7 protein-coding genes are annotated in these 12,613 nt (G+C 67.4%); 6 read left to right on the forward strand and 1 reads right to left on the reverse strand.

The window, feature by feature from the left end; translation table 11 throughout:
• The first annotated feature begins 4 nt into the window (after positions 1 to 4).
• Together CCS01_RS21330 and CCS01_RS21335 are read left to right on the forward strand one after the other, a co-directional pair.
• The gene (locus CCS01_RS21330) at positions 5 to 481 is read left to right on the forward strand and encodes a hypothetical protein (RefSeq protein ID WP_104520783.1); all 477 of its coding nucleotides are present in this window, start codon (positions 5 to 7) and stop codon (positions 479 to 481) included.
• A gap of 1,051 nt (positions 482 to 1,532) precedes the next feature.
• On the forward strand, positions 1,533 to 2,948 hold the full coding sequence (locus tag CCS01_RS21335; RefSeq protein WP_104520784.1) for a carotenoid oxygenase family protein: 1,416 nt from the start codon (positions 1,533 to 1,535) through the stop codon (positions 2,946 to 2,948).
• Between the two features lie 796 nt (positions 2,949 to 3,744).
• Here the strand turns inward: CCS01_RS21335 and CCS01_RS21340 are convergent.
• The gene (locus CCS01_RS21340) at positions 3,745 to 4,497 is read right to left on the reverse strand and encodes an SDR family oxidoreductase (RefSeq protein ID WP_104520785.1); all 753 of its coding nucleotides are present in this window, start codon (positions 4,495 to 4,497) and stop codon (positions 3,745 to 3,747) included.
• 87 nt (positions 4,498 to 4,584) lie between these two features.
• Between CCS01_RS21340 and CCS01_RS21345 the strand changes: the two genes are divergently transcribed.
• The 4 genes from CCS01_RS21345 to CCS01_RS21360 all read left to right on the forward strand — a co-directional run bounded on the left by CCS01_RS21345 (position 4,585) and on the right by CCS01_RS21360 (position 12,103).
• Positions 4,585 to 5,619: a TIGR03617 family F420-dependent LLM class oxidoreductase gene (locus CCS01_RS21345; protein WP_104520786.1), complete on the forward strand. Its 1,035-nt coding sequence runs from the start codon at positions 4,585 to 4,587 to the stop codon at positions 5,617 to 5,619.
• A gap of 152 nt (positions 5,620 to 5,771) precedes the next feature.
• On the forward strand, positions 5,772 to 9,179 hold the full coding sequence (locus tag CCS01_RS21350; RefSeq protein ID WP_158258525.1) for a PAS domain-containing protein: 3,408 nt from the start codon (positions 5,772 to 5,774) through the stop codon (positions 9,177 to 9,179).
• A 141-nt stretch (positions 9,180 to 9,320) separates the two neighbouring features.
• Positions 9,321 to 11,276 (forward strand): elongation factor G, encoded by a 1,956-nt coding sequence (locus tag CCS01_RS21355; RefSeq protein WP_104520788.1) that lies wholly within the window; start codon positions 9,321 to 9,323, stop codon positions 11,274 to 11,276.
• A 62-nt stretch (positions 11,277 to 11,338) separates the two neighbouring features.
• Positions 11,339 to 12,103: an SDR family NAD(P)-dependent oxidoreductase gene (locus CCS01_RS21360; RefSeq protein WP_104520789.1), complete on the forward strand. Its 765-nt coding sequence runs from the start codon at positions 11,339 to 11,341 to the stop codon at positions 12,101 to 12,103.
• Positions 12,104 to 12,613: the final 510 nt, after the last annotated feature.

A 12,613-nucleotide genomic window follows, 5' to 3' on the forward strand; every position in this document is an offset into this window, starting at 1 on the left:
TGTCATGAAGCGGCATGTCCTGCTTGCCCTCGTCTGCCTGGGATGCAGCCCGGCGCTCGCGCAAACCGGCGCCGGCATGGTCGACGGCGACTGGATCGGCAAGGGCGCCTTCCAGCTGGGGCCGACCGTCCTTGCATGCTCCGAGATCAGGATGAAGTTCGTCGGGACTTCGACCCTGTATGGGGTCCGCGATGGATCCATCGTCTGCGAGAGCCAGACGCAGAATTTTCCGATGCACGACGATTTCGAGGTGAAGCCGGACAACGAGGTGTACTACAAGAACCAGAAGGTCGGCCGCATCACCGGCGACCGGCTGGTTGTGCTGGTTCCCGGGCCGAACGACGTCGGAACGGAATTCACCCTGCGCCGCGAAGGCGATCTGCTCTACTACAACGAAGTCGCGCGCAAGCCGGGCCAGCCGCCGATGTTCGGCATGGTGGCGATCATGCAGAAGGACAGGAACGCCGCCGCCAAGCCCTGATCGGGCGCGGTCCGGCCCGGGCGACACCGGGATCGAGGCAGTGCCGGCCGTCCCTGCAACGTGGTGCTCCTATGAAAATGCGGACCCGCGGGCGCGATCGTCGCTCAATCGTCATGGCCGGGCGTGTCCCGGCCATGACGGGGAGGCACCGGACCCCTTGCCCATTTTCCGCTGTCGCGGTGCCGGTGCCGCCGGCTGGCCAACTCCGTGTTGAAGCGCGGTGGCCAATGCGCCCCGGTCGCAACCCCCTCGGCACACCCCGCCCGGTCCGGCATGAGGCGGATTTCCAGGGGGGATGGGCGATGGGGCTGCACCGTCCAGTGCGACAGATCCGGTGTCCGTGCTGTTGCAGCCTGCGATTTTCAACACGAAGTTAGCCAGCCGGCGCGCCGGCACCGCAATGGCCGAAAATGGGCGAGATCGGTGCCACCCCGTCATGGCCCGGCTTGTCCGGGCCACCCGTCGCGGCATAAGTGCTTGAATAGGTGGCCCGGACAAGCCGGGCCATGACGCTCGCGAACAAGCGTCCCGAAGCGTATTTTCATGGTAGGAAAGCGAAGAATCCACAAAGGGCCACGAAGGTTTTGGACTCCCCACATGGGTGAGACACGAAATCGGACACAGCTGGTTTCCATCTCTTCCCCAACGATCCCGGCAGGCCCGTCCCAACCTGTGTAATACCAGGCGCCCGAAATTCTGACACGTTGGCACTGGTCACTCATCGTCATGCCGGGCAAAGGCCCGGCATCCACGCCTTCGCCTGTATCAGCACCGCAAGGCTTGGATGGCGGCCCTACGGCCGCCATGACGGGTGGAGCGGTCCGTGCCAAGCAGTCAGAAATTCGGGCGCCTGGTATAATTGATTGCATCCTCACGTTTGCGGGGCCACCCCCTCACCTGGGTTTTATTATGCCTCGACTGCATCCTGGCCGACACTGGTGTATTGACTCAGTATTTCACCACCATCCGCGCTCGGCGGCTCACTTGTTGTTTTACGCTCATTTGGCGGAGCGGCCCTTTACGCGGCGCCGGCGCGGCATCACTTGGGGACATGATGTCACAGGCAACGACACTGGAACGAGCTGTCCGCTGGGTCTCCAGCCAGGCGCAGAGGCGGGTGCCGTTCGACGCCACCAACCTGTATCTCGAAGGCCCCTTCGCGCCCGTGCACGCCGAGGTGACGCAAACCGCCCTGGCGGTCACCGGAACGCTGCCGAAAGAACTGAACGGGGTGTATGCCCGCATCGGCCCCAATCCGGTGGACGTCGCCAACCCGGCCACCCACCACTGGTTCCTCGGCGCCGGCATGGTCCACGGCGTGCGCCTGCGCGACGGCAAGGCGCTGTGGTATCGCAACCGCTGGATCGGCACCGACAGCGTGCAGCAGCGGCTCAACCGTCCCATCGCGCCGGGGCCGCGCCGCGGCGACGTCGACATCGTCAATACGAACATCATCGGCCACGCCGGACACCTGTGGGCCCTGGTGGAGGGCGCGGCACTGCCGGTCGCGCTCGACCATGAGTTCAACACGCTGCGCCATGGCCTGTTCGCCGACACCGCCTCACGCTCTTTCTCCGCGCATCCGCGGCTCGACCCGGAAACCGGGGACCTGCACGCCGTGTGCTACGACGTGAAAAACCGCAACCGGGTGGACTACGTCGTCATCGGCGCCGACGGCATGCTGCGGCGGCAGGTCGGCATTCCGGTGCGCCATGGCCCGATGATCCACGATGGCGCGGTGACGCGGTCGCAGGTGGTGATCCTCGACCTGCCGGTGACGTTCTCCATGGGCGCGCTGCTGCGCGGGCATCCGCTTCCCTATACCTGGAACGACCGCCACACGGCTCGCGTCGGCCTGCTGCCGCGCGACGCGGACGCCGGCGCGATACGCTGGTTCGAGATCGAGCCGTGCTATGTGTTCCACATCGCCAACGCTTACGATCATGACGACGGCAGCACGGTGGTCGACGTCATCGCCTATCCGCGGATGTTCGATATCTCGCGCCATGGCCCCGAAGGATTCAACAGCCGGCTCGAGCGATGGGTCCTCGATCCGGCCGGCACGCAGGTGAAGCGCAGCGTCGTCTCCGACCTGCAGCAGGAGTTTCCGCGCTGCGACGATCGCCGGGCCGGACGCGGCTATCGTTACGCCTACAGTGTCGGCATCACGCTCGATACGCTCGGGCCGCAGCCGTTGTACCGGCACGACCTGGCGACGGGCGCGCTGCTCCGCCACGACTACGGTCCGCACCACATGCCGGCCGAGGCGGTGTTCGTGCCGCGCCACCCGGACGCGGCCGAGGACGACGGCTGGCTGATCGCGTTCGTCTATGACCTGCGCAACGACAGCAGCACGCTGGTGGTGCTGGATGCCGGCAACCTGGACGGGGAGCCTGCGGCGACGATCCATCTGCCGGTGCGGGTGCCGCTGGGGTTCCACGGCAACTGGATTGCCGATGCGGGGTAGAGGCTGGGAGTTTGGGCGGGAGAGCGGCAGTCTCGCCTGATCGGCGGCCGTGATGGCGTGGTTTGGGCTTGGGGAGAAGCAACCAATGCGCCGGAGCGGGCACACCGGCCCCTCCGCCTCGTGCAGCCAGGCCCGGCATGGATGCGCCACCGGCGGCAGGCGTGCGAGCGGATGGTCCGGACATGTAACCACAGAGAAAAAGCTGAGAACCGCAGAGTTGGCCAGTCGGCGGCGCCGGCACCGCGATGACCGAAAATGGGCGAGAGGCCGTTACCTCTCCGTCATGGCCGGGCGTCTCCCGGCCATCCCCCCAGCCGTCGAAGCGCGGATGGCCGGGACACGCCCCATTGGCGTTAAAATAGGGCTGGCTGTTGCCTCCTCGTCATGGCCCGGCTTGTCCGGGCCATGACGGAATGGCAAGCATCGTGCCGCCGCCACGCTATTTTAACGCCAATGCGGGACACGCCCGGCCATGACGATAGGGAGACGACCTGGCTCTGCCCTGCCATTGGCGCCTGTGGGGCCGCATTTTCATAGGAGGGCCGCAGAGACATCGTCATTGCGCTGCGCGCGACGCGCATGGCAACCAGCATTGCTGAAATACACGATGCCGGACATCGCCGCCCGACCAGGCGCGTGAATCCGCCTGGACCCGTATCCGCGTCCGCACCAGCCCGCGCGACGTCCCCCTGATCCTCAGCGGCCCTCCGCAGCCCTCCATCCTTCTCTGTGCGACCGGAAATGCGCCATCAACCACGCTGCTCCCGCCGGGGAGGCACCATATCAAACCACGCCGTCAGTACAACCCCAACCTTGCCCGGAACGACGTGTCGCGCAGGTTGAGCTCCTGCCCAACCAGATCGTCGGCGCCGGCGGTGCACAGATAGACGATCGCCGCCGCCGGATGCGCCACCGGCGTCAGGTTCTCGCGCGGGATCTGGCTGATCGGGTTGATGCCGGAGGCGCGGACCGGTACCTGCATGTCGGTATCCGTCGGCCCGGGCTGGAAGCCGAACACCCGGATCCCCTGCCCCGCCGTCTCCAGCGCCACCGCCCGGGTCAGCATGTGCAGCCCGGCCTTGCCGCTGCAATAGGCGCTCCATCCCTCCAGCGGCCGCACCGCCGCGCCGGAGGAGACATTGACGATCGTGCCGTCGCCGCTGAGGAGCATGCCGGGCAGCACCGCGCGGATGGCGTTGTAGGCGCCGATCAGGTTGACCGCGATCGACCGCGCCCAGGCCGCCGGGTCGCCGTCCGCGATCGGAGCAATCGGCTCGATGACGCCGGCGTTGTTGACCAGGCCGTCCAGGCGGCCGAACCGCGACCTGGTTTCATTGACGAGGGCCTCGACCGCGGCATAGTCGGCGACGTCGCAGGCATGGCCGGAGGCCGTCCCACCGATCGAGGCGGCCACCTCGGCCGCCTTCGTCCCGTCACGCGCCGCCAGAGCCACGGTCACGCCGGCTTTCGCCAGGGCGGCGGCCGTCGCCGCGCCAATGCCCCGGCTGGCGCCGGTGACGATCATGACCTTGCCCGCCAATCTTTGCATGCCTAGCTCCCTTCGCCTGCCGTTCGCTTTACGGGAGGTCGCGCCCGGCGGCAAATTGTGCGGCGAACGCAGAGTGGGGAGAGTCCGATGCGCGTATCGACAAGCCTGCCGTGCCACGACTGGGCCGCCTGCGGCCCCGCCGCGCGCCAGGCCGAGGATGACGGCTGCGACTCGGTGCAAAGCCACGAACTGAAGCACGACCCGTTCACGCCGCTGGCCTTTGCCGCCCTGGCGACCGAGCGGGTGCAGCTCGTTACTTCGGTGGCGATCGCGTTTCCGCGCAGCCCGATGGTGGTCGCCAACCAGGCGTGGGACCTGCATACCCATTCGAAGGGCCGCTTCGTCCTCGGCCTCGGCAGCCAGGTCAAGGCGCACAACGAGCGCCGCTTCAGCACGCCCTGGATCGCGCCCGCGGCGCGGCTGGGCGAGTATGTCGAGTCGGTGCGCGCGATCTTCCGCTGCTGGGAAACCGGCGAGAAGCTGGCCTACAAGGGTCAGTACTACAATTTCTCCCTGATGACGCCGGAGTTCGCGCCACCGCCGCAGCATCGCCCGCTGCCGCCCATCGCCATGGCCGCGGTCGGCCCGCTGATGCTCAGGACGGCCGCCCGGGTCGCCAACGGCGTCCGGCTGCACAGCTTCGCCACCCGCGCGTACCTGGAACAGGTGGTCCGGCCGCTGCTCGCCCGCGAACTCGCCGCCGCCGGCAAGTCGTTCGAGAGCTTCGAGGTCACCGGCGGCGGCTTCATCGCCACCGGGCCGGACGCGGCGGCGGTGCGGGAGGAAGTCGAGAAGGTGCGCTACCGCGTCGCCTTCTATGGCTCGACCCCGGCCTATCGCGGCGTGTTCGACCTGCATGGCGTCGCCGACCTCGGGGTGAAGCTGACCGAGATGTCGAAGCAGGGGCAATGGAACCGGATGGCGGCCGAGGTGCCGGACGAGGTGCTGGATCTGTTCGTCGCCCGCGCCACCTATGACGAACTGCCGGCGGCGATCGAGACGCGCTACGGCGGCCTCGTCGATTCCGTCTCGGTCGATTTCGCCCCCGGCACCAGCGCGGCGACACGACGGGCGACGATCCAGGCGATTCACGCCATTCCGTGCAAATTCAAGAGCTTTTGAACGATATCCACCGGGAATCGCAGCGAAAAGTGCTTATATGACAAAAAATTCATGTAGTTTTGCCGAAAACAGAATGAATTTGCAATGACATAAATTTGATAATGGTTCAATCTGTTCCTTGACCGTCTTAACACTGGCCGTCGGGGATGGGCATGAACAGTCTGTTGGCACGATTACTCGTCATCGTCGCCGTTGCCGTCATCCCTGCGCTGGCGTTCCAGGCCTACACCGAAAGCCAGGTCCGGCAGGCACGCCAGCATCTCGTGGCGGACGAGGCGCGGCGTCTCGCCAGCCGCGTCGGCGCCGAGCAGCAACGGATCATCGAAGGCGCCGACCAGATGCTGACCGTGCTGGGTGCCGCCCCCTGCGTGCGGGGCAGCGATGCCGGGCTCTGCCAGCGTTTCCTGGCCGATCTGGGCTTGTCAATGCCACGATTCGACGGCATCGCCGTCATCGGGTCTGACGGACATCCGCTGGCTGCATCCGTGCCATACGACTCTCATGCCGATGTCGCGGATCGGGCCTGGTTCCGGCAGGCGCTTGCGACCGGCACGTCGGTCGTGGGCGACTACGGATCAGGCATCTTCGCCGCGCGGCCAACCCTGCCGATTGCCCGGCGGTTCACGCGGCCGGACGGCTCGGTGGCCGGCGTGATCATCGCCGAATTCAACCTGACCTGGATGGAACGGCAGCTTCAGGCCATTCCCGTGCCGGCGGAGGCGGCCATCACCATCGCCGACCGCAACGGCATCATCCTCGCACGCCGGCCGGATCAGGGCCGGTTCATCGGCAAGCCCATACCGCCCGGCAACACCTTTGTTCTCCAGGCAACCCGGCCGGAGATGACGTCCCAGGCCGGCATCGACGGCCGCACCCTCATCGTCGCCTTCATTCCACCGGTCCTGGACCCGCGTGGCCTGTATGTCAGCGCCGGACTGGACCTGGAATCGACGCTGGCCCCGGTGACCGAGGCGAACCGGATCGGCGTCTTGCTGATCCTGGCGGGCGCCGTGATTGCCCTGGGGCTGACGGCCCTGCTGGGCGGCTACCTGATCCGCCGGCCATTCCACCAACTGCTGCACGCCGCCGACCAGTGGCGCTCGGGCAACCTCTCCGCCCGTGTGGGCCTGCGGCACGACGGCAGCGAGTGCGGCCGCCTTGTCGCTGCTTTCGAAGCCATGGCCGACGCCTTGCAGGCCCGGGACCGGGCGCTCTGGGGGGCGCTGGAAAGCACAAGCGACGCCGTGATCACGCTCGACCCCGACGGGCGGATCACCTACCTGAACCCGCACGCCAGGGCACAGACCGGCCTGGACGGCGATGTCCTGGGCAAGGTGATCTGGACCGTGTTGCCACGGGAGGACGGCCGCTTCGCCGCGGCCTGCCAGGCGGCGATGGAGCGCGGCGAGCCGATGCGGGTCATCGGCTATTCGACGCCAATGGACAAGCACTGGGACGTCCACGTCTACCCGTCCGGCGACGGGCTGACGCTGTTCGCCCGCGACGTCACGCAGGAGCGCCGCACGATGGTAGCGCTGCAGGCCAGCGAGGAGCGGTTGCGCCTGGCGATCAGCGCGGGGCGGTTTGGGGTCCGCGACTACGACCTCGTCGCCGGGAAAGCGGTCTGGACAGCCGGAGCCGAGACAATCTTCGGTGCCGACCACGTCGGCAGAACGACCTTCGACTCGGCGATCGAAACCGTGCATCCCGACGACAGGGCACGGGTACGGGCAAACTGGCAACGCGTCCTGTCAGTGCCTGGCGATGACTATGAGCTGGAATATCGCATTCGCCAAGCCGACGGCAGCTGGCGCTGGGCCTGCACCTATGGCCGGGTCATATTCGAGGCCGGGTGCCCGGTGCGGGCGATCGCCGTGGTGCAGGACATCGACGCCCGCAAGCGGATCGAGGCGGACCTGCATCAGGCAACGACGCTGCTGCGCGCCATCAGCGACAGTTCGGCGGACGCGGTCTTCGCCAAGGACACGGAAGGCCGCTACATCTATGTCAATCCCGCGCTGCTCGAGCTGATGGGCCGGACAGCCGATGCGGCCCTCGGCCGGACGATCGCGGAGTTGCACGCCAATCCCGAGCAGGCTGCCGCAATTGCGGCGCTTGACCAGCAGGTCATCCGCACCGGCCGCACCGCCGTCATGGAGGAGGTGTATGACACGGCGGAAGCCGGCACACACATTTTCCGGACCGCCAAGTCGCCGCTGCGATCGGCCGACGGCACGGTCATCGGCATCGTCGGGATATCGAGCGACATCACCGCGCTCAAGAACGCCGAGACCGAGCTGCGCAACCTGAGCGCCGGGCTGGAACTGCGGGTGCAGCAGGAAATCGCGGCCCGCGAGGCCGCGCAGGCACGCGCGACCCAGGCGGAGCGGCTGCAGGCGCTCGGCCAGCTTGCCGCGGGCATTGCGCATGACTTCAACAACGTGCTGCAGGCGGTGTCCGGAGCGATGGCGCTGATCGAGCGCCGTCCGGACGACCATGTCGCCATCCGTCGCCTGGCCCGGCTGGCGGGCGAGGCGACCGAGCGAGGCGCCACCATCACCCGGCGGCTGCTGGCCTTTGGCCGCCGCAGCGACCTGCATGCCGAAGCGATCGACACGGGCGCGCTACTGGCCGACCTGCAGGACATTCTCGCCCACACGCTGGGGGCCGGCATTATCGTGCGAACCGACGCCGAGACCGATGTCCCGGGATGCACGGCGGACCGGGGCCAGCTTGAGACGTCGCTGATCAACCTCGCGACGAATGCGCGCGATGCCATGCCGCAAGGTGGCCTGCTGGTGCTGTCCGCGAGCTCTGAATGCGTGACCGCAGGGCATCCGGCCGGTATCGGTCCAGGCCGCTACATCCGGTTCCAGGTGACCGACTCCGGCAGCGGCATGGATGCCGCGACGCTGGCCCACGCCACGGAGCCGTTCTTCACCACCAAGGCGCCTGGCGTCGGAACCGGGCTTGGCCTGTCCATGGTGAAAGGGTTTGCCGAGCAGTCCGGCGGCGGCCTGAGCCTCATGAGCGCGCCCGGCCAGGGTACCACGGTCACGCTCTGGCTGCCCGAGGCGGCTGTCGAACCGGCCCACCGGGACCGGGCCGCGGCGCAGGGACCGGACAAGCCACCACATGCGGATGGTGGGACACCGGCCGCCCAGGTGCTGCTGGTGGACGACGAGGCACCGGTCCGGGAAGTCCTGGCCATGCAGCTGGAGGACGCCGGCTTCGCCGTCCTGTCCGCCGCCAGCGGCCGGCAGGCGCTCGAGCGACTCGACGGGATGGACCGGGTGGATGTCCTGGTGACCGACCTGTCGATGCCCGGCATGGACGGACTGGCGGTCATCCACGCGGTTCACGAGCGCTGTCCCGGTTTGCCGGCCCTGCTGCTGACCGGATATGCCGGCGACAGCGGCACCCTGGCGCGACGGGTCGCGTCGGATGGAACCTTCATCCTGCTGCGAAAGCCCATCCAGGCGGCGAACCTGGTCGAGCACCTTCGCACGCTGCTGGCGGCCGAGGAGCCCGGCGCGATGCCGCGCCAGGCGGCGTCGTAATGGGATTCACGCGACCGTCAAAACCAGGATTAGCCTTCCTGAAAATTTGCGCTAGCATCGCTTCGCGAGGGCGCACCGAGTACCCGATCTGACCCGGGTTGCGTCTCGGCTGGCGCCTTCAGAAACGAAGGAGAGTCGGCCATGGCCGGAACAGCAAACGGCAGAAGTCCCCGCTCGGTGGCTCTGGTGGGACCGTACAGCAGCGGAAAATCGACGCTTTTCGAAGCCTTGCTGGAGGCCGCCGGCGCGCCGGTCAAGCGGCCAGCGGACCCGCGCAACCGCCCGATGACCACCGAGATCCGTTTGGGCCACGCCTCCTACCTGGGCGACGACTGGACGATCCTGGACTGCCCTGGCTCGATCGAGTTCGCGCACCAGACCTCCGCCGCGCTGGCGATGGTCGACATCGCGGTGGTGGTGTGCGAGCCGTCCACCGCCAAGGCGCCGATGGTCGCGCCGCTGCTGAAGACGCTGAAGGAGGAAGGCGTCCCGCACATCGTGTTCATCAACAAGATCGACACGCTGGAGGGCAGCGTCGCCGACATCCTGGCGGCGTTGCAGGGCTATGCCGGCTGTCCGCTGGTGCTGCGGCAGATGCCGATTTTCGAGGGCGAAACCGTTACTGGTTATGTCGATTTGATGAGCGAGCGGGCCTATCATTACCGCAAGGGCCAGGCCTCGGAGCTGATGCAGATTCCGCCCGAGATGCTGGCCGAGGAGCAGGAAGCGCTCGGCCGCCTGGTGGAAACCCTGGCGGATCACGACGACGCGCTGCTGGAGAAGGTGCTGGAGGATATCAAGCCGACGCCGGACGAGCTGTACCGCGACATGCGCAAGGACCTGCTCGACGGCACGATCATCGAGGTGCTGCTGGGCGCGGCGGACAGCAGCGCCGGCGTGCGGCGGCTGTGGAAGGCACTGCGGCATGAGACTCCCGACGCCGCGGAAACCGCCGAGCGCAAAGGGATCGACCTCAGCGGCCCGGCGCTGGCGCAGGTGTTCAGGACGGTTTACGCCGGCCACACCGGCAAGCTGTCCTATGCCCGGATGTGGAACGGCACCATCACCGACGGCGCGCAGCTCGGCGGCACGCGGCTGGGCGGCATCTACCGCTACGCGAACGGCGAACTGAGCAAGGTGCCGGAGGCGAGGCAGGGCGATATCGTCGCCCTCGGGCGCCTGGACGGCGTGCCGACCGGCGCGACCGTGTCGCCCGGGGCGACGCCGGAGGCCCTGCCCTTCCCCGAAGCCTCGCCGCCGGTCTATGCGCTGGCGGTCAAGACGACCGACCGCAAGGACGACGTCAAGCTGTCCGGCGCGCTGCAACGGCTGACCGAGGAAGACCCGTCGCTGTTCATCACCCAGGACCAGGAAACCAGCGAAACGGTGCTGCATGGCCAGGGCGAGATGCACCTGCAGACCACGGTGGACCACCTGGCGCGCGACTACGGCCTGAAGCTGGCGACGCACAAGCCGGGGGTCGCCTACAAGGAGACGATCCGCAAGGCGGTGCACGAGCACGGGCGGCTGAAGCGGCAGACCGGCGGCCACGGCCAGTTCGCCGACGTGAAGATCGACATCGCGCCGCGCCACCGCGGCGAGGGCTTCGAGTTCATCGACAAGATCGTCGGCGGCGCTGTGCCGCGCAATTTCATCCCCGCCGTCGGTGAGGCGGCGGAGGAAGCGACAAAGAAGGGCCCGTTCGGCTATCCGGTGGTGGATCTTTCCGTCACGCTGGTAGATGGCGGGTTCCACAGCGTGGACAGCTCCGACATGGCGTTCAAGACGGCGACGCAGCTGGCGATGAAGGAAGGGCTGGCGAAGGCGGAGCCGGTGCTGCTGGAGCCGATCCACCATGTGACGGTGTACGTGCCGAATGACTTCACCGCGCGGGCGCAGCGGCTGCTGACCGGGCGGCGCGGGCAGATCCTGGGCTACTCGGAACGCGAAGGCTGGCCGGGCTGGGACGAGGTCGTGGCGCTGGTGCCGGAGGCGGAGATGCACGACCTGATCATCGAGCTGCGCTCGCAGACGCTGGGCCTGGGCACGTTCCGCAAGCGCTTCGACCATCTGGCGGAGACGCGCGCGGTCCCGTGATGCCTTGCGCAGCATGATGTGCCCCATCATGCTGCGCCTGAGGTCCAGGCGGGAGGAAACATATGAACCTGTTCGATCTGGCGGGAAAGGTGGCGATTGTCACCGGCGGCAACGGCGGCATCGGGCTTGGCATGGCCCGCGGCATGGCCTCCCTCGGCGCCAGGATCGTGATCGCCGGACGCAACGCGGAGAAGGCCGGGGTGGCGCTGAAGGCGCTGCACGACATGGGAGCAGAGGCGATCTTCATCGCCGCCGACGTGACGAAGAAGGCCGACTGCCAGGCGCTGGTCGCCAGCACGCTGGAGAAATTTAGCCGGGCGGACATCCTGGTGAACAACGCCGGCACGTCGATCCGCAAGATGCCGCAGGACTTTACTGAAGAGGAATGGCATCACGTGCTGGACACCAACCTGACCAGCGCGTTCCTGTGCTCGCAGGCGGTCTATCCGGCGATGGTGAAGGCAGGCGGCGGCAAGATCATCAACATCGGCTCGATGATGTCGCTGTTCGGCGCGCCCTATGCGACGCCCTACGCGGCCAGCAAGGGCGGCATCGTGCAGATGACGCGGGCGATGGCCACGGCCTGGGCGAGGGACAATATCCAGGTCAACGCCGTGCTGCCGGGCTGGATCGACACCGAACTGACGCAGCGGGCGCGGCAGCAGGTGGATGGGCTGCACGAGAGCGTCGAGAAGCGCACGCCGCATGGGCGGTGGGGCACGCCGCATGACATGGCGGGGATTGCCGCGTTCCTGGCCAGCGGGGCGTCGGATTTCGTGACCGGGACGGCGATTCCGGTGGATGGAGGGTTTTCCATCGGGATGTGACCTCGCGCCACGACGGTTGCCCCACCAGCGGGGCGCTGCCCGGGCGTGCGGCTTGACCGTCAGGCTGGCACAGACGGCTGCCAGAAGCGCAGGATGCAGACGACAGGTCGGGATGGGAGCGGTTGGACAGGCCGTGGCATTGCTGCGTACAGCCGGGGTCGCTGCCAGCCTGGCGCCAATCCCCTGCATCCAGTCGTCGGTCTTTCCGCCGGCTGCGCAGCCGGCTCGGCAACGCTTCATGACGAAAGATTGCCTAACCTGGACTTTGGCGCTTTCCCGAGGCGGCTGGTAGCAACCAGATAGTCGGCTGCGTGTGGCGAATTCCGGAGATCCTATAGGCAGGAACGGCGTTTTCCCTGTGTTGATCGCATGGGAAACCGATTGTGGCGAAGATTGCGCAGCCCGGGAACGCGCGGGCGATCGAAACTTGGCTGGCGCCGTTCGCGGCGCTGTTCACGCAGCCGTCGTGGTTGAATGCGCTGGCCCTGGCAACAGGGGCATTGCTGTGTC

The organism is Rhodopila globiformis (assembly GCF_002937115.1).
GTDB lineage: Bacteria > Pseudomonadota > Alphaproteobacteria > Acetobacterales > Acetobacteraceae > Rhodopila > Rhodopila globiformis.

Excerpts from the sequence above, each read along its gene's own strand:
- CCS01_RS21330 (WP_104520783.1), top strand. The coding sequence starts at position 5 with ATGAAGCGGCATGTCCTGCTTGCCCTCGTCTGCCTGGGATGCAGCCCG.
- CCS01_RS21335 (WP_104520784.1), top strand. The coding sequence starts at position 1,533 with ATGATGTCACAGGCAACGACACTGGAACGAGCTGTCCGCTGGGTCTCC.
- CCS01_RS21340 (WP_104520785.1), bottom strand. The coding sequence starts at position 4,497 with ATGCAAAGATTGGCGGGCAAGGTCATGATCGTCACCGGCGCCAGCCGG.
- CCS01_RS21345 (WP_104520786.1), top strand. The coding sequence starts at position 4,585 with ATGCGCGTATCGACAAGCCTGCCGTGCCACGACTGGGCCGCCTGCGGC.
- CCS01_RS21350 (WP_158258525.1), top strand. The coding sequence starts at position 5,772 with ATGAACAGTCTGTTGGCACGATTACTCGTCATCGTCGCCGTTGCCGTC.
- CCS01_RS21355 (WP_104520788.1), top strand. The coding sequence starts at position 9,321 with ATGGCCGGAACAGCAAACGGCAGAAGTCCCCGCTCGGTGGCTCTGGTG.
- CCS01_RS21360 (WP_104520789.1), top strand. The coding sequence starts at position 11,339 with ATGAACCTGTTCGATCTGGCGGGAAAGGTGGCGATTGTCACCGGCGGC.